Annotated in this window: 12 protein-coding genes, 4 tRNA genes and 2 pseudogenes; 3 read left to right on the top strand and 15 right to left on the bottom strand. The window is 65.6% G+C overall.

The genetic code is table 11. From position 1 onward, the window contains the following. Window positions 1-657 precede the first annotated feature (657 nt). On the bottom strand, window positions 658-1,302 hold the full coding sequence (gene phoU, locus G6N33_RS02225) for a phosphate signaling complex protein PhoU (RefSeq protein WP_044511111.1): 645 nt from the start codon (window positions 1,300-1,302) through the stop codon (window positions 658-660). 115 nt (window positions 1,303-1,417) lie between these two features. On the opposite strand from phoU, the gene G6N33_RS02220 reads away from it, so the two are divergent. Continuing rightward, window positions 1,418-1,717, top strand: a complete 300-nt coding sequence (locus tag G6N33_RS02220; protein WP_044511113.1) for a DUF3349 domain-containing protein — start codon at window positions 1,418-1,420, stop codon at window positions 1,715-1,717. A 156-nt stretch (window positions 1,718-1,873) separates the two neighbouring features. Here the strand turns inward: G6N33_RS02220 and G6N33_RS02215 are convergent, their stop codons facing one another. From G6N33_RS02215 to G6N33_RS02190, 7 genes and pseudogenes are all read right to left on the bottom strand, one after another. Then, entirely contained in the window at window positions 1,874-2,218 is a 345-nt protein-coding gene (locus tag G6N33_RS02215; protein ID WP_044511115.1) for a DUF732 domain-containing protein, read from the bottom strand. A gap of 1,355 nt (window positions 2,219-3,573) precedes the next feature. Further along, on the bottom strand, window positions 3,574-4,212 hold the full coding sequence (locus G6N33_RS02210) for a class I SAM-dependent methyltransferase (RefSeq protein WP_044511117.1): 639 nt from the start codon (window positions 4,210-4,212) through the stop codon (window positions 3,574-3,576). A gap of 220 nt (window positions 4,213-4,432) precedes the next feature. Next, complete coding sequence (locus tag G6N33_RS02205; RefSeq protein ID WP_231382616.1) at window positions 4,433-4,906, bottom strand: HIRAN domain-containing protein; 474 nt, start codon at window positions 4,904-4,906, stop codon at window positions 4,433-4,435. An 87-nt stretch (window positions 4,907-4,993) separates the two neighbouring features. Further along, window positions 4,994-5,047: pseudogene (locus G6N33_RS28090) on the bottom strand (DUF2510 domain-containing protein); the annotation flags it as partial. Window positions 5,048-6,298: 1,251 nt separating this feature from the next. Next, window positions 6,299-6,373 (bottom strand) — tRNA-Val (locus tag G6N33_RS02200). 12 nt (window positions 6,374-6,385) lie between these two features. Next, a tRNA-Cys gene (locus tag G6N33_RS02195) sits at window positions 6,386-6,459 on the bottom strand. 29 nt (window positions 6,460-6,488) lie between these two features. Then, window positions 6,489-6,561 (bottom strand) — tRNA-Gly (locus tag G6N33_RS02190). Window positions 6,562-6,742: 181 nt separating this feature from the next. Here G6N33_RS02190 and G6N33_RS02185 point away from each other — a divergent pair. Next, a tRNA-Val gene (locus tag G6N33_RS02185) sits at window positions 6,743-6,814 on the top strand. 434 nt (window positions 6,815-7,248) lie between these two features. On the opposite strand, the pseudogene G6N33_RS27700 reads toward G6N33_RS02185, so the two are convergent. From G6N33_RS27700 to G6N33_RS02155, 6 genes and pseudogenes are all read right to left on the bottom strand, one after another. Next, window positions 7,249-8,898 (bottom strand): annotated as a pseudogene (locus tag G6N33_RS27700) (NHL repeat-containing protein); the annotation flags it as partial. 1 nt (window position 8,899) lies between these two features. Further along, a complete protein-coding gene (locus G6N33_RS02175) occupies window positions 8,900-10,189 on the bottom strand; it encodes a TolB-like translocation protein (protein WP_232069459.1) in 1,290 nt (429 codons plus the stop codon). A gap of 340 nt (window positions 10,190-10,529) precedes the next feature. Next, complete coding sequence (locus tag G6N33_RS02170) at window positions 10,530-11,546, bottom strand: PPE family protein (RefSeq protein ID WP_049919271.1); 1,017 nt, start codon at window positions 11,544-11,546, stop codon at window positions 10,530-10,532. 14 nt (window positions 11,547-11,560) lie between these two features. Beyond that, window positions 11,561-11,911, bottom strand: a complete 351-nt coding sequence (locus tag G6N33_RS02165) for a DUF732 domain-containing protein (protein WP_044511121.1) — start codon at window positions 11,909-11,911, stop codon at window positions 11,561-11,563. Between the two features lie 85 nt (window positions 11,912-11,996). Further along, on the bottom strand, window positions 11,997-13,364 hold the full coding sequence (locus G6N33_RS02160) for a PPE family protein (protein WP_044511124.1): 1,368 nt from the start codon (window positions 13,362-13,364) through the stop codon (window positions 11,997-11,999). 14 nt (window positions 13,365-13,378) lie between these two features. Beyond that, window positions 13,379-14,653 carry a PPE family protein gene (locus tag G6N33_RS02155; RefSeq protein WP_044513226.1) on the bottom strand — a complete coding sequence of 425 codons (1,275 nt, stop codon included), beginning with the start codon at window positions 14,651-14,653 and terminating at the stop codon, window positions 13,379-13,381. A gap of 613 nt (window positions 14,654-15,266) precedes the next feature. On the opposite strand from G6N33_RS02155, the gene G6N33_RS02150 reads away from it, so the two are divergent. Beyond that, complete coding sequence (locus G6N33_RS02150; protein ID WP_044511127.1) at window positions 15,267-15,557, top strand: hypothetical protein; 291 nt, start codon at window positions 15,267-15,269, stop codon at window positions 15,555-15,557. Between the two features lie 22 nt (window positions 15,558-15,579). Here the strand turns inward: G6N33_RS02150 and G6N33_RS02145 are convergent, their stop codons facing one another. Beyond that, window positions 15,580-16,368, bottom strand: coding sequence for an MBL fold metallo-hydrolase (locus tag G6N33_RS02145; RefSeq protein WP_044513229.1), 789 nt, complete (start codon window positions 16,366-16,368; stop codon window positions 15,580-15,582). Between the last annotated feature and the right edge of the window lie 22 nt (window positions 16,369-16,390).

Below are 16,390 nucleotides of genomic sequence, written 5' to 3'. Positions count from 1 at the left end.
AGAAGTTTTGGTCTAGTTCCGCTGAGTTGATTCACACCAGCGCATTAATTTGTGGTGTTTAGGGTGGGAGGTAACAATGCAGACCATAGCGTCATTGTTTATTGCTTCCGTGGGAGCCTTCCTCCTAATAATCGGCGTCGGCAGCGCCGATTGCATCAGTGAGTGCTTCGGCAATGGCGCCGGAATGCAGTGCACCTCCTGCGACTCGCCCAAGGACGGCGAGAGCCGGATGGCCAGCCCGTTCGAGTAAAGCCGCAGCTCAGAGCGCATTCTCGGCGTTCGAATCGGTGATGACTGGTCGTCGGCCGCTGGTCGGTCCGGACGGCATGTGGTGCGGCGGAGGCGGGGCGTTGGCCTGGCCCGTGCTTGAAAGACGCATCGATGCTCGTGCTCGTAAGGGTGGTGCTTGACCGCTTGAGGTAAGCCGGATGGTTAATATCTAATCGCTAAAACCTTCGAGTTTGTTATTTCCTCGAGATCGGTATACGCGAATTCTTGCCATGGAATCTCAAAGCCCAAAGTTCGTAATTCCGGACAAAGTCATACCTCCGCCGCTTATTTACCAGGCTTATCGAGTGGGGTCACAATCCAGAGGTCTGTGATCCGCGTCACTTCCATACCTCTAGGTTTTAAACGGCCGCCTTAACGTGGCGGCGGTCAGGCGGCGGGGGTGCCGGTGGCTTGGAAGATGACGCGGCGACCGATCTCTACGGCATGGTCGGCGAACCGCTCGTAGTACCGCCCCAGCAGCGTCACATCGACGGCGGTCGCCACCCCGTGCCGCCACTCGCGATCCATCAGTACCGAGAACAGCTGTCGATGCAGCTCGTCCATCTCGTCGTCTTTGTCGGCAAGGGTGGCGGCTCGGTCCGGGTCCGACGACAGCACGATGTCTCGGATTTCGCCGCCGATGCGGACCGCGATGCGGCCCATCTCGGCGAAATAACCCGTGACGTCGTCGGGGATTGCGTGCGCGGGATGTCGGCGACGCGCAATCTGAGCGACGTGCAGCGCCAGGGCGCCCATGCGGTCGGCGTCGGCGACGTTCTGCAGGTTTGCGAACACCGCGCGCAGCTCGGTGGCGACCGGGGCCTGCAGCGCCAGCAGGTTGAACGCGTCGGTCTCGGCCTGGGCGACCGCGGCGAGAAAATGTTCGTGCTGACTGATGACGGCTTCGGCCACGCCGATGTCGGCTTCGAGGAGGGCCTGGGTGGCCCGTTGCATCGCGGCGCCCGAGAGGCCACACAAGTCGCCGATGCCGCGCTTCAGCCCATCGAGCTGGTGGTGGTAGGCGGTCCGCATCAGTCAACGGTAGTCCGCCTGACCACCGGTGGCGATGATTCGACACCATGGACATGGTTGCCCGTTTGAGTTGTTAGGTTGGTGGCTACGTGGGCCGACAACTGCAGGGGATGTCATGGCGAGTCTGGGCGATCTGGTTGCCAGGATCGTCGCGTTCATCCGCGCTGGCTATCCCCACGGCGTGCCCGCGACGGACTACGTTCCGCTGCTCGCACTGTTGCGCCGCAGACTCACCGATGACGAGGTGACCGACGTCGCCGTCCAGTTGGCGACGAGCGGCGAGCTGAAGGTCGACACGGCCGATATCGGCGCGGCTATCATCCGATTCACCGACGAGTTGCCCTCGCCCGCCGACCTTGACCGCGTGCAGCGCCGCCTAGAGGCGATCGGCTGGCCGGGCGAGCTAGGGGACTGAGGCGGCGATTGCAGCTAACCCGCGATCGGGTTTTTCTGGCGTCGGCGCGATCTCGAAGCAGCATTAGCACGATGCGCTGACTAGCAGTCGCCCTGCCGAACCCTGCGGCGTGACGTATCGACTGCCCCATGCCGCAACGCTTTTCGAGCTAATTGACTACCGCCCCAGCGTGTCCGGGCAGATGTCTTGCTGAGCGGCGTTGACGATGGCCACGTTTACCCCGTCGATCAGGTTCAAGTTTCGAAATCCGTCGAACAGTGCGGCCCGGTAAGGCATGCCGGCTCGCATATCTGTGCAAACCCGGTATGCCTCAGCGAGTCTCGCGTTGGGGTTCATAATTACGCCGGCGGTGTCGGCCAGGAAGGCCTGGTCGTCGGCATGAGCCGAGGGGGCTTCGGCCACCGCGATCGTCGAAGCGGCAAGTAGCGCGACGAACACTGCAGCAATGGCGGAAACCTTGCGGGTGTTGCCCGGTTGTCCCGCGGCTGTCGGGCGATCCATCGTCCGTCTCCTTCACTTACGATCCGGCGAACCGGAATGAGTAAGGTTCCGGCGCGCACAGGTTGAGACCACTTCGGCTACGCGCATTGCCTTGTCAGGTCGCGCTAATAGCCATGAGCCCCCATTCTAGGAGGGCCCGGCGGTAGCACTGCCATCCTTCATGTGGCGGCTGCGCTTGCAGTCCGCATCGAGCTGGGTTCGGGAGATCGAGCGTGTGGCAGTCATTCTCGGCATGCTCGTCGTCGGGGTGCATTGCGGGCAGTGCTCGTCGTTGCTCACGGCCCGGGCGCCACGAGCTCCGGGACGCGGCGTGCCGATTTCCTGGACCCCGGACCATCCGGCTGTTTGAACCCACCTACCGAACGAGGGGCAAGCGAGCACTGATCCGTCGGTCGCATAGGCGAACTCTTCCCTGTGGGGTCACACGTTTGGCCGACGGCCGCTGCGTGCGCGATCGTCGGTCGAGACGGTGTCGTCGGTGCGGACGAAGGGACAGCGACCGGCGCGCGAAGGATGCCAGGCGGATCGGAGCACTGCGCGCAAACGAAGTTCGCTGAACCTCCCAACCGGCCAACTGCAGTCGCGCGCAGCGTCGCTATCACACCTGAGCCGGACGCCCAGTCGTGTGCGTTGTTGCCGACACCGACCGCGACGCCAATGCAGCCGTGGAATACCCCGGCACCCACCAGCATGTCCCGAATGCGATGCCGCCTTGGGAAGTACCGAGGGGGGCGCGGTGATATCGCGATTGCTACGAACTCATCGTCGTCGGGCCTCACCGCGTGCGGCATTGATGGCGGTACTGCCGGTACTGCCGATGGAGAGTGCACGGGCGGCGGGGCCGAATGCGTCTGGCCGCCTTCGTTTCCCCGCACCATCGCCACGACACCAAAGATGGTAAAGGCAACGACGACCGCACTCAGCAGCCCGGCGGCCGCTAGCACCCACACAGAACGCCATGGCCGCGACAACACCTCGGTGTCGGGTGCCTCTTCCGACTAGGCGTGCTCAGGCGTCGGGGCAGTCGCGGGCGGCACGAACTCGGTATCAGCGTCTCCGCCGCCGTGAGACATCCCGCCGCTGTGGCGGTCGTCTCGGGCGGATGTTCAGCGGCCATCGGCGCGAGGGTGGCGTCGGGCGTTACCCTGTCATCGGCGTCGGACGTCACGCTCAGCTCCTGTTCGGCACTGGCATTGCGCACCGGAATGGGGACAGGTGTCCGGCAATCTGCAAGAGAAGGTGTCCCGCGGCGGCCAGAGCATCGGTGAGGCGCTGATGATTCCATCTGAACCGTCTCTTTTCTTTCGTTCTGAGATGCGGCGCATTGGTGGCTCAGGCGACGGGGAGATGCAGTATCAGTCCATGCCTTCGGTTGGTTTCTGCCAGCACAGTAGGTAACGCCAGAAGACGAGTCGGCGCACTTCGACGCCGGGTAGCACTGCATTGGCCTGATCGCGTGCTTGTCGGGTCGTTAGCGGTGGGTCCAGTACGACGGGCATGACGGTGTGTGTCTGATCTTTTGCGAACCACGTGCCGGTTCCGACAGTTCGGGCAGCGGCGAAGGCTGCGCCGAAGATTCGAGATGCGGCGGAGGCAACGATTTCGGTGGGTAGTTCGTGCGGTAGGTCGTTGCGGGGTAGCACGATGGCGGCCAGTGTCCCTCCGGGGCGCAGCAATGCCGCGAATCGCTGTAGGGCATCTTGTAGCGGCATGTGGTGCAAGGAGCTGATGGAGACGATTGCGTCATAGCCGTTGGGCAGGGGATCTGTCAGAGCGTCAGCGAGGATGCAGTTCACGTTGCCGGGTGTTCGCGCTCTTGCCAGCGCGATCATCGCCTCTGAGCGGTCCACCGCGTCGACTTGGTTAGCTCGTTGGGCGAGTCGAGCTGCGAACAATCCCGCGCCGCACCCGATTTCGAGCACTCGATTGCAGGTCTGCGGCAGCTCTGCTAGCAGTCGGCGGTGGTAATAGGCGTTGTGGTCCCAATCCAGCACGACAAAATCCTATGCCGAATCGTCGGGGTGCAACGAAGCCACGTTTCGCAGCAACGTATTTGAGAATCCGAGAACGCTAGATGTGAGATGTTGGTTTGCGGCTGATTCATTGCCTGTCTGTGCGCTGTCGGACTTTAGGGTCGCAGTGGGTTAAATTCGTCCAATAGACGACCTGGACGGAACGCATCAGGCGGACGAACTGCCGCGCGACGAGGCCTACTTAATCAAATTGGGAAGCTTCAGGGATAAGGATCGTCACACGTGCCCGGATTATCCCGTCGTCGCTCTTCGCCCAAATCCTCGCCTCGCCTGTCGCCAGACTGCCCAGGCGCGCGATGCGCAGGAGGCCATCGGTGTATGAAGCAGCAAGGTCAGCGGCGAGGTAGCCGACGTGGTTCTGCGCAACCATCACAGCGACGGCGTTCGGGTCCTGCTCATTCCATGGCTCGGGAACGAGGATGCAGCGGACAGACTTTAGGGTCACACCACTTTCGGTGATCGGCATACCGGCTTCCTCGAAAACCCGGCGAATATCTTTTGCGCGGTAAGTCTCGCCGACAACCTCGACCTGCTCTTCGAGGGGATAGCGGGGCTCTTCGAGTGTCGCTGCAGCGACGACATCGGCAAGTGGAGATGACTTTCGACCGTTCGCCCTTATCGGAGGCATTGCCCGGCGCGTGTAGGTAGTGACCAATGATGGATTCTGCGTGGCAGACAGAGCGGGCACAACCGACGCGGCGGGCTCTGGCGGGGGAACTTGCGCAAAGTGATCGGTCCACTTGGAGCCGTCCCACCAGCGGAGCCGATTGGTGCCTGCCGGGTCCGGACACCACATGGGCGGAGGCAACGACTGCGGGTACTGGCTGGGCTCCACATCGCCTCCTAAGCGCTCGGCTAGCTAATGCTACGAGCTGCCAGGAAATCTCGTGGGCGGTATGGCGAATTGCGGGGAGCGCTTTCCCGCGTGGTCCCGGAAAGGCTGACGGAGGTGAGTTAAACTTCTCCCTTTCGGCGATTCTGACTTCGCCGCTTTGGCTGCAGCTTTCGAGATACCCACAACGCATCGTCCTGAGCCTTAGTACCAGACGGCGCAGCGTTGAGGTACAGCTATCGCCGGTTTTCGCAAACCTACCCGTTGCATCATCACGCATCTGATAACTTCCGCGTTCAACACGCGTCAAACATCGGTTTACGTGGAAAGGACCGAGGTAAGTGAAGCCGCAAAAAGGCAAGCACGGCGTCACCGTCATAGGCTTTATGATCCTGATAGCCATCGGCTCACCGAGTGTTGTTGCAAGCTCCGCCCTGGCTCCGGGACTGACGCTCTCGACAACCGCACCCTCGACGCCCTCAGGTTGCTACCCGCAAAGTAACAAGGGCAACTGCTACGAACCTGGCCAATTCTGTCGTGGTAGCGACCATGGAGCATCCGGGGTGGCCGGTAATGGCGAGCACATAATTTGCGCGGATAACGATGGTTGGCGGTGGGAGCCGGCCGCCTAAATACACCTTCGCCGGGGCCCAAGCCGACGATCGCGCCTGATTCATTAGTTGTTCGAGCATGCGGTCGATATGGCAAGGCGATCACGGACGGCTGACCGACGAGCGTGGCCGAATACCACACATGGCCGCCGAGGTCGCCAGTGGCGGCACGGTCTCCGCTTCGTCACGCGACGTCGTCGATGCGCTCTTGCTGGGCCGGATCGCTTGCGACGGCCGGTTATCCAGGGAAATTCGTCCGCAGGGGTTACCTCTATGTGGAGGCCCTCGACCTGTGGGCCGACGATGAATGGCGAGAAGGAGAGACTCATCTGCGACACGTCGTACCCAGCCTCACCAGCGAAGCGCACAAGCCATGACGCGCTTAACGATTGATGTGCTGTGCCGCCCGCGGCTCGCGGGCGCGAGGCGCAGCAAATCACAGTTCGTCGATTGTTGAATCGCGCGATCTGGTCGCGTAGGTCACTGGGAGTGGATGACGAGCGATGAACGGCGACGTGACAGAACGATTCTCGGGTTCTACACCGAGTCAGGTCACATCTAGGTCATGCGGTCCCACTGCGTGGATGAAACTGCAGGTCAAAGCTGGTGCGCGATACTGGGATTGAACCAGTGACCTCTTCCGTGTCAGGGAAGCGCTCTCCCGCTGAGCTAATCGCGCCGGAAATAAAACTGGAGGTGGAGACGGGAATCGAACCCGTGTGCACGGCTTTGCAGGCCGTTGCCTCACCACTCGGCCACTCCACCGCTGAGGATTGATGCCACTTGCACCTTCGAGCGGATGACGGGATTCGAACCCGCGACCCTCACCTTGGCAAGGTGATGCGCTACCAACTGCGCTACATCCGCGCGCAACGGACGAGATCGTCGCCCGGTGCGAAGGACGACGATAGTCCACCGACGCGGGCGCGCACAAATCTCATGTACGTTGTCGCTCTACGGTATAACCCGACCCCTCGGAGCGCAGGTGGCGCGTACTTCCGCAGGGCGGATCCGTGCTAGTCTTCGACGTCGTTCGCCTCTCGGCGCCGGTCCCGTGGCTCAGTGGGAGAGCGTCCGCTTCACACGCGGAAGGTCGCTGGTTCGATCCCAGCCGGGACCACCCTTCTGGCCTGCACGAACACGGCTGTGCACGCTGTGATCGGTACACCCACGATCCTTGGTGTGTCTATGGATACTGCCTTGCGCTGCCAACGCAGTGCCGTCGCCGCAAAACCCGAGTGCCAACGCGCTCTGGTGGAGCTCGGAACACTCAGGACACGAGCAAGTTGGCGCAACTCTGCTTGCCCGCAGGACCACGCGCCGTACCCTCGCCCGATGTCAACTTTGCGTTGGTGCACAGTGCCTGGCTCGGCGCGGGGTCCTGGGAGTTGATCACTCCGCTACTGGGCAGAGCCGGCCATCAGGTCGTCACACGGCGGCAACACCATTCCGCTGGTCGCGGCAAGGGTCCGGTGGGCGCCTTGCGTGTCTCTTGCTTGGTCCTTGCGCCGGCTCAAACACATTGCAGCGCAGGCAAAATCGTGCGACTAATCAGCCCGCCGCCAGCTTCACCACCTCGGCGTTATCGCGGTCGGTGACGTAGACGGCGCCCGACGCGTCCACCGCCACCCCCCACGGCTCGCCAAGACCGGCGAACGGCAGCACGGTTTGGGTGTTCGACCCGGCCGCGAGCTTGACGACCCGCTTGTTGGCGGAGTCGGTGACATAGACGGCACCCGCCGTGTCGACGGCTACGCCGTGCGGGCCGTCGACTCGGCTGAGGCCGGTGAACGGCAGGACCGTTGGCGTGTTCGACCCGGCCGCCAGCTTCAGGACCTTGTCGAAGTCGACGACGTAGACATCGCCGGCGGTGTCCACCGCAATCCCCCAAGGGTCGCTGAGGCCGGTGAACGGCAGGACAGTTGGCGTGTTAGACCCAGCGGCCAACTTCAGCAGCCGATGATTGCGGTAATCGGTGACGAATACATCGCCCGCGGTGTCGACCGCAACAGCCCGGGGGGCGATGCCGGAAAACGGCAGCACGGTCTGGGTATTGGAGTCTGGCGCCAACTTCAACACTCGATTGGTCTTGTTGTCGACGACGTAGGTGTTGCCGGCGGTGTCGACCGCCACGCTCTCGGGGAAGCCGAGGCCGGTGAACCGCAGGTCGGTTTGGGTGTCGGACCCGGCCGCCAGCTTGATTACCCGGTTGCGGTGGTCGCCCGAGGTGTTGTTGACGACATAGACGTTGCCGATGTTGTCGACCGCGACGGCCCAGGGATCGTCGAGGCCGGTGAACGGTAGCACCGTCTGTCGGCACGCCGGCGCCGTTGACTGCGGCGGCGAGAGCTTCACGACTCTGTTGTTTTGGCTGTCGACCACATACACACTTCCGGCGGTGTCGACCGCGGCACCCTCGGGGCCGGTGAGGCCGGTGAACGGCAGCGCCGTCTGGGTGCATGACCCGGCCGCCAACGTCACCGCCGCGTTGTTGAAATAGTCTGTGACAGAAACCCTTCCAGCGCTGTCGACCGCCACCCCGATGGGGCCTTGGAGGCCGTCGAAGGGCAGTACGGCCTGGGTGGTCGCCCCGGCCGCCAGCTTCACCACCCGCTTGCCGCCGAAGTCGGCGACGTAGACGGTGCCGGTGCCGTCCACCGCGACGCCACGGGGGAGGCCGAGGTGGGTGAATGGCAGCACCGTCTGGGTGGTCGATCCGGCCGCCAACTTGACCACCCGAGCATTGAGGTAGTCGGCGACGTAAACGGCGCCGGCCGCATCCACTGCCACGCCGTCCGGGCCGTTGAGGCCCGTGAACGGCAACACCGTCTGGGTATTGGACCCGGCCGGCAGCTTCACCACCCGGTTGTTGTGGTCGTCAGCGACGTAGACGGCGCCGGCTTTGTCCACCGCCACGCTGTCGGGGTAGTCGAGCCCGGTGAACGGCAGCACCGTCGGGTTGTTCGACCCGGCGGCCAACTTCAGCACTCGTTTGTTGCCGCTGTCGGCGACATACACCGCGCCGTTGATATCCACCGCGACGCCGGCGGGGTGGCTAAGACCACCCAGCGACAGCACGGCTTGTTGGGGCGCCCGCGCTGACTGGGGCGACGAGTGGCACGCTGCGATGCCGATGATGGCAACGGCGAGGGCGAGGGTGACGATCGTGGCGTTTCGGCGCCACAGCCGCGGCTGCGGTCGCACGCTACTTCTCGCCCGGGTAAGGCACCGCGCTGATGACCGCGCCGCCGTTGAGCGGCGGTCCCAGCAGAACGGTGGTGGTGCCGGCGGCGGGGTCGTACTCGAGCAGCGACTGGGCGGGTCCGCAACCGGCGACCGTGGCTTTGAGGTCGAGGTTCCCGCCGTGGACTCCGATCACGTAGATGCTGTGACTCGGATCGACATTGGGCACCGACACCTTGGACACCGTGCCATCGGGGTTGAGCTTGCCGAGGTGGATGGCCCCGCATCCGCCCGCGTACTGGACATAGGTGCCGGCCGGCAGTTGCCATGCGCTTATGTCACCGGTGTCGTGCGACGCCGGGTCCGTTATCGGGGCGGTCAGCGCGGTCGGTGCTGAACCGTCGATGGGGACCAGCCAGAGTCGTGAGCGCTGGTTTGCGGCGCTGCAGCTGGCAAGGACGGTTTTCGCGCCGGTGTCCCACCATCGCACTGGTGAGCAGCTTCCTGCCGCGGACGACAGCTCCTTACCGACTGTTCCGTCGTTGGCCATCAGAGCAAGGCCGGAGGCGGTACCCAGCACCAGCTGCGTGCCGTCCGGGGTTGAGAGATACCGACCTTTGAAGGCGCTCGCAAGCTTGTCGGTCGGATAGGTCAGCTGCGGGTTGCCGGCCAGGTCGACCCGCATCAGTTTTTTGTCCACTGTCAGCAGCAGCGCCTTGCCGTCGGGGCGCGTGAAGCGAGGGGCGACATACGAGCCGTTAACGGTGAATGTGGTGCGGGCGCCGTTGTGCAGGTCGAGCTCGGTGACCACCGTCGATTTTCCGGGGCCCGCGGAGGCCCAAACGGCGTGGCCGCCGTCGCCCGACCACTCGACCCCATGGGGTTCAGTATTCGGCGGGAAGGTGGTGATCGCGTAGCGACCGCCCGCGGGGTCGACGAGGTACAGGGTGACGGGGACCGTGTCGCGCGCCGGCGAGCCGGGAGGCGGCGACACGCCGGGAGGCGTGCTCACGGCGGGACTCCAGGTGGCGAGCATCCAGCCCGGACCGACTTGCGACCAGGGCACGTCGCCGATCGATTTCTCGACACCATGAGCCGCCATCTCTGCAGCCGCGGTCGGCGCGGACGTCGTGGGGTTACCCGGCGCTTGGTGCGATGCGGTCGCATCGTTCGACGAGCACCCAGCCGCCAGAACCGCGGCCAGCGCGACGATCCCAGCGCGACGTCGCCATGTCCTCCCCGGGACTGATGCACCGTCGGCACCGGGCCGCGGGGCTTCGTGGCCGGCGGTGGAGCGGCGCGAACTCGTCATCATTTCGGTTCCTTTCCCGCGAGCGGTAAGTGGTCGGGAGCAGTCACCGGTCACGGCTGCTCCAGCAATTGCCGCAACGATGTCGCTGATACCTTGCGTGATTCTTGCGGGATTCTTGTGCGCTCTCCCGCCCTGCGGCCTTGGCGGCCTCGGGCGCGCGCGGTCTACTGGCGTGGAGGGTTCCCTGTCGCTAGCGCTGTCACCGTGTCCGGTGTGCGTCCGATCGCCGGACCAACTGAATAAGTCAGCTCAGTTCAATGCGTCGCAGTCGGGGCGCAGACGGACATAAACTGCAGCTCAATCCCTATTTTGGCCGCTTCACACGCGGAAGGTCGCTGGTTCACTCTCGCGGCCATGCCGGGGGCACCGACAACAGCCCCACCGATGCCGCGCGGCCTCGCCCGGCCCGGGTCGAGCTGTGCCCGGCGCGCGACACTGTGGCCGCCGCGTGGTGCATGGCCGCCGCCTTGTTGAGGGAATTGAGGTAGCTGACGGCAAAGTCCCGCGGTGCCGACAGCGAACTCAGCTTGGACAACGGCGCGGTCACCGCCCACAGCGACGCGTCGAGGGTCCTCAGGGGCGCGGAGGTCAGCGCGCCCAGTGCGGCAGGGATGGCCGAGACGACCTGGGATCCGGTCGCGACCACGTCCGGTGCCGCGGTCAGTGCCCAGTTGCGCCGGCTCGGCTCGTCGCAGTCCGCGATTGCCGGGGGCGAGCTGAACGGTGTCAGCGCCGCGACGGCGGCGGAAGCGCGGGCGTAGGCGTACATGGCGGCGGCGTCCTGGGCCCACATCTGTTCGTAGTCGGCGTCGATGTCCGCGATCGCCCCGCTGGCCTGACCGAGGTGATTGGTCGTGGCCAGCACGCGCCGCTGCCGACGATTGCTCTCGATAACGTCAGGCGACACCGTCGCTGCGAATGCCGAATCATGCACGCTCGCAGCTACTTTGGCGTAGAACGCTGTCCGCCTCGCGCGGGCGGCGGTCGCCGACAGCCAGGCCGTGTGGTCCGCCAACCCGCGAGCGATCGGTGCCGGGTCGTGCGCTGTCCAACCCAGTTGCGAGCGCACGGCAGCGTACCCGGCCGCCATGTCGGCCAGTTGGTCCGCCAGCCGGTCCCAGGCCTCGCCTGCGGCCACGATCGATTGCGCGCCAGGGCCGGAATGTATTCGCCCGGAATTGATCTCGGGCGGCAGCGTGCCGTACTCGGTTGCCGGCCAGAGCGGCGTCACATTCGGCCGCGCCGGGGATCGCTGCTCAGCCTGCCGCGGCTCGGCACACGTCTCGGCGGCGAATGTGTCGGTCGGCAGCGCGGCCCCGCGTCGTTGCGTGGGCCGCAGTGAGTCGTTGTCTGCCATGCGCGTCGGGCGGCTTACCCGCTCTTGCCGCTCGGGGGTGCCTCGAGTTGGCGCGGGCAGTACGACTTCGCCGATATCGTCGCGAACTGCGCCGCGCCGTTGGTGGTCAGCGCGGGGTTGTTGTCCTTGAGGTCGTTGAGGAGCTGTAAACCGGAGACTCCCCGAGAGATCAACCCGCACACGGCTTTACCGGCGCTCACCGCTTGGCCGGGGTCCTGGAAGGTGATGCCCACCTTCTGCAGGTCGGCGAGAAAGATCTCGTTGTTCTCCTCGGTGGGCTCCTCGTCCTCGCCGGGTATGGCGTAGGCGGGCGCCGCGACTACGACGCTCAGCGACACGCCGAGAATCGCGAACAGCAGTTTCATGGATCCTCCTTTGCTGCGTTTCATGTTTGTGGGTTTTTATCGCGGATGAGTGCCCTTCGTGACAACGGCTGAAAACCCGCGGCGGCTATCCCAACTTGGATTCGGTCCCGCCCACCGCGATCTCTTCGCCGTCCGTCACGTGCACGGCGTGCACGCCGGGTGTCGTCGTCAGCCGCGCGACCAGATCATCGAGTCCGGCCTCGTCGACGCTCCAGTGCTGCACCATCTCGGGCTGCTCCTGAAGTTGGGCGATGACGCTGTCGAGCTTGACCGGCCCGACGCGGCGCTCGCCGGTGATCGCCCGGGTCTGGATGCCGGTCGAGCTGACGACGCGGGCCGCCGGGCTGCCCAGCGCCCCACCCGCCAGGCTGCCCATAGTCGCCTCGTTGACCAGGTTCGCCGGGAAATCCGCCGCGGCGGCCGCGGCCGCGCTCGCGGCCGGCAGCGCGGTCGCCGACAGCCTGATCGCCGGGGTGGCGGTGGCCCAGCTCGGTGGCACCGACAAGTGCCCAACCGTCGGCGCGTTGCCCAAGACCGCCGACACGGGCTTGACGGGGATGGCGGCCGCCACCTTTCCCGGTGACGCCAGACCGGCGCCCAGCGTGGACTTCGACATGGCGGCGCTCCACGGCGCATAGATGAAGAAGTTCTTCCACTGTGAGATGCCCAGGCTCGAACTGGCATTGACGACGTTGGTCCAGGTCGCCTGGGTGCCGACCTGCCCCATGCTCGAATACAGCGCCTCCCAGAAGGGCGCCACTTCCGTGCTTCCGGTGGCCCCGCCGATCAGGTTCTGCCAGAACTTGGTGTATTGGCTGCTGAGCGAGGTGAGGTAGTCCTCGATCTGTTTCAGCCAGGACGACAACGAGCTCGACTCCGACGTAGCCGCCGCGGCGGCCTGGGTCAGCTGGCCGGTGTCGTTGGTGGTAGGGGGCGCCTCCTCGAACGGCGGCAACTCGCCGGCGGCCTGCGACGCGCTGGCATAACTGAACATGGCGGCCGAATCGCGGGCCCACATCTCGGCATACTCGGCCTCGTTCGCCGCGATCTCCGCGTCGTTTTGACCCAGGACGTTGGTCTGCAGCAGTTCGACCAACTCGAGCCGGTTGGCCGCGACCACGATGGGTGGCACGGTGGCCGCCAGGGCCGCCTCGTAGGCACCGGCCGCCGCCTTGGCCTGGGCGGCGGTCTGTTCGGCCTGGCCCGCCGTCGCCGACATCCACGCCACATACGGGCCCGCCGCCGCGGCCATGGCCGCGGACGACTCACCGGTCCACGACTCGTCGACCAGCTCCGAGATCACCGAACCGTAGGAGGCCGCCGTGGCGTGCAACTCGGCGGCCAGCGCCTCCCACGCCGTGGCGGCCGCCAGCAACGGACCCGCGCCCGGGCCCGAGTAGATCTGGGTGGAGATGATCTCCGGTGGCAGTGCTGCGAAGTCGCTGAAAACCATTGCCGCACCCTCCCTTATTTCGCGTTCGGCGGTATGACGATGACGGTGGAGGTGGTCGCGATGTTGTCGGCCGCGACGGTGCCGGGCACCCGGACGGTCGACCCCGCGACAGCGCGGGTCGCACTCGCCCCAACGGCACGCCCGGCCAGGCTCGACAGCGCCGTCGGAGCGAACATGCCCTGCTGGCCGTTGACGGCCATCGCGGGAGCGGCTTCGAGCATCGTCTCGGGCAGCTCCGCGGCGACGGTCCGAATCGCGGGAACGGCCGAGGCCCAGTTGGCCGGCACTGACAACGACCCCACCAGACCGGCGCGGCCCGCGGCGGCCGAGACCGCGCCCGGGCCGACCGAATGCACGGCCGCCGCACCACTGAGTAGGTCGCTGTGCATCAGCGGCGCCAAGACGCCGATGAGTGGCTTGGGGTGCAGCAGGGGGCCGATACCTTGAATCCCGACTCCCAGGTTGGGGATGCTGACCGCGATCTGGTACCAGTTCTTCATCAGGTTGGCGACACCGAGCGGGGTGTACGGTCCGGAGATCGTGCCCATCACGCTGTTGAAGGTCTTGAGAATTCCGGTGATGTCCGTCAGGTTCAACGGCAGCTGAGCCCCCGCCGCCGTGGTGATCGCGTTTGCGTTCACCAGGCCTTGCAGGGCCAGCGGCGCCTGCGAAACCGCCTCGGAGACTTTGGATTGCACGTCGGAGGCGGCCGAGGACTCGATCGCCGAGGCGACCGCGGTCGATTGACTGCTCTCGCCGTCGCCGTCGGTCGTGGTGGGCGACGCGGTGAACGGGGTCAGCTCGGTGGCGGCGGCCGAGGCGCCGGCGTAGGCGTACATCGCGGCCGCGTCCTGCGCCCACATCTCGGTGTACTCGGCCTCGGTGGCTGCGATCGCCGGTGTGTTCTGACCCAGGATGTTGCTTGCCACCAACGCCGCCAGCAAGGCCCGGTTCGCCGCGACGAGCTGGGGCGGCACCGTGGCCGCGAAGACCGCCTCGAAGGCCGCCGCCGCCGCCTTGGCTTGCGAGGCGGTTTGTTCGGCTCCGCCGGCGGTGCTGTTCAGCCAGGCGATGTAGGGGACCACCGCGGCGACCATCGATCGTGACGACGGGCCAAACCAGCCGGTGCTCGTCAGGTCGGCGACGATAGCGGCGTAAACGGCGCCCGCCGAACGTAATTCGGCGGCGAGCCCGTCCCAGGCGGCCGCGGCGGCCAGCAACGGGCCCGATCCGGGCCCAGAGTAGATCCGCCCGGAGTTGATCTCCGGCGGTAACGCTCCGAATTCCATTGGCTCCTCCACCCCATTTGTGCTGACCACCGGCGCGCGCTCACCGTCGTCGGCTCCGACTGACAACGACCTCGAGCAGCGACTGCCGCTGCCAGCCGATGGTGTGCGATGCGGCTGGCAGCAACTCATTGCTTGGTGGTCAGGACATTAGCCAGCGTTGGCAGAGAAGCCTCGTGCCTCGTGACGGCCGGTGTCGCACGGTCGGTGCACCCGAACACACGCGCGGTCTCGGGCCGTTGAGCAATCACAACGCCTGTGCGACGCGTCTACCTCGGCGACTCGTCAGCAACGCCATAGTGAACACAAAGTGAACTCACATAAAACGTAAATTTCCCTTAGGGGTACTAGCAATTAAAATCTCGTGAGCGGAATCTGCGGGTCCGTCAACCGAGGTCGGGGCGGGCGGGGACCGCGATTGGGCGATCGGACACCGGCGACAAACGGTCGCCGCGCACCGGGTCGCCCCGTGCAACTGCGGCGCCGACGGCGTCCGGTCAGCAACGTCGCCGGGCGGCCTGGTCGGCACCTCCCGGCGAACAGCCGTCGTCGGCGGCGAGAATGGGAGGGTACGTGAGCCGGATTAACGCCTCCACGGACCGTCAAGGAGTCAACGATGAGCAATCATGAGGGCATCGGCACGCTGAAACTCGAATGCCCACAGAGCCACCCCGTCGGCCGAATCCTCAAGGAAGCGCCGCACCAGCAAGTCGTCTACGACCCCGGTGCCCAGGTCGGCCCGCGCCGGTTCTGGCCGGACGAACAGGACCAGCCGCAATTCAGCATCCGGTGTCCGCAGTGCGATCGGCCGGTGGGTGACGCGACGACCGCCCTCCAAGACAAGCATCGCAATCTGGTCCTCGACGCCTCGGAGACCAGCGAAGTCGCCACGCTGCCGTTCCTGTAGCCCGTTGCGGGGCGCGGGGCCCTTACTTCAGGTCGATCCATTCGCCGGGGGCGGCGGTGCGCAGCACCCGCTTGAGGCCGGCCTGGTCGAAAGCCGCAGCGATCTCATTGCCGCCCTCGGTGAAGTGCGCCCAGCCGTCCACGTGGGCCGGTATCACCGTCTGGGCGCCGAGTACTTCGGCCGCCGCGGCAGCGCGCGCCGAGGTCAGCGTCAGCGGCCGTCCGCGCTCCTTGCTCGGCACGGTCGCGGCGCCCGCGAACAGCACCGCGACGTCGATGTCGCCCACGCGATCGGCCACCTCGCCGACCGCGCTCATCGACGCGTTGTCCCCGCTGAGATAGACGGTGGGCAGACCCGGTCCGTACAGCACAAAACCGGTCACCTCGCAGTTGACATGGCCTTCCATGTCGCGCACGCCGTCGGCGGGGCCGTGCACGGCCGGAACCGCTTGCGCCGCAATCCGTCCAGGACCGCCCGGCAGGTAATACGACTGCCACGGCTTTAACCCGACGGCCGAGGACCCCAGCCGTCCGGCAGCGCCGGGGTGGGTCACGATCAGCGGTGCGGCCAGCGCCACCCGACGGCCTTCGTCGTCCAGGTTGTCCGGATGTTGGTCGTGGCTGATCAGCACCACGTCGATTTGGCCGAGGGCATCGGCGCCCACCACAGGCCCTTTGAGCTTCGTCAGGTAGCCGTGCGGACCGGGCGGATCGAAGGTCGGGTCCATCACGATCCGGCGGCCCGCGATGTCGATGACTGTTGTGGGGCCTCCCAGCACAGCTATCGCACAGTCCCGGCGCTGCTCGTCTATTACTTCGGCCATGCCGTCGCCC

This window comes from Mycobacterium simiae (assembly GCF_010727605.1).
Lineage (GTDB): Bacteria > Actinomycetota > Actinomycetes > Mycobacteriales > Mycobacteriaceae > Mycobacterium > Mycobacterium simiae.
The sequence above is the reverse complement of the archived record's forward strand: the minus strand, read 5'-3'. Positions and strand labels throughout refer to the sequence as shown.

Bases quoted from the DNA above. Each gene is read 5' to 3' on its own strand.
- G6N33_RS02220 (WP_044511113.1), top strand. From the start codon at position 1,418: ATGGCGAGTCTGGGCGATCTGGTTGCCAGGATCGTCGCGTTCATCCGC.
- G6N33_RS02215 (WP_044511115.1), bottom strand. From the start codon at position 2,218: ATGGATCGCCCGACAGCCGCGGGACAACCGGGCAACACCCGCAAGGTT.
- G6N33_RS02160 (WP_044511124.1), bottom strand. From the start codon at position 13,364: ATGGTTTTCAGCGACTTCGCAGCACTGCCACCGGAGATCATCTCCACC.
- phoU (WP_044511111.1), bottom strand. From the start codon at position 1,302: ATGCGGACCGCCTACCACCACCAGCTCGATGGGCTGAAGCGCGGCATC.
- G6N33_RS02165 (WP_044511121.1), bottom strand. From the start codon at position 11,911: ATGAAACTGCTGTTCGCGATTCTCGGCGTGTCGCTGAGCGTCGTAGTC.
- G6N33_RS02155 (WP_044513226.1), bottom strand. From the start codon at position 14,653: ATGGAATTCGGAGCGTTACCGCCGGAGATCAACTCCGGGCGGATCTAC.
- G6N33_RS02175 (WP_232069459.1), bottom strand. From the start codon at position 10,189: ATGACGAGTTCGCGCCGCTCCACCGCCGGCCACGAAGCCCCGCGGCCC.
- G6N33_RS02150 (WP_044511127.1), top strand. From the start codon at position 15,267: ATGAGCAATCATGAGGGCATCGGCACGCTGAAACTCGAATGCCCACAG.
- G6N33_RS02170 (WP_049919271.1), bottom strand. From the start codon at position 11,546: ATGGCAGACAACGACTCACTGCGGCCCACGCAACGACGCGGGGCCGCG.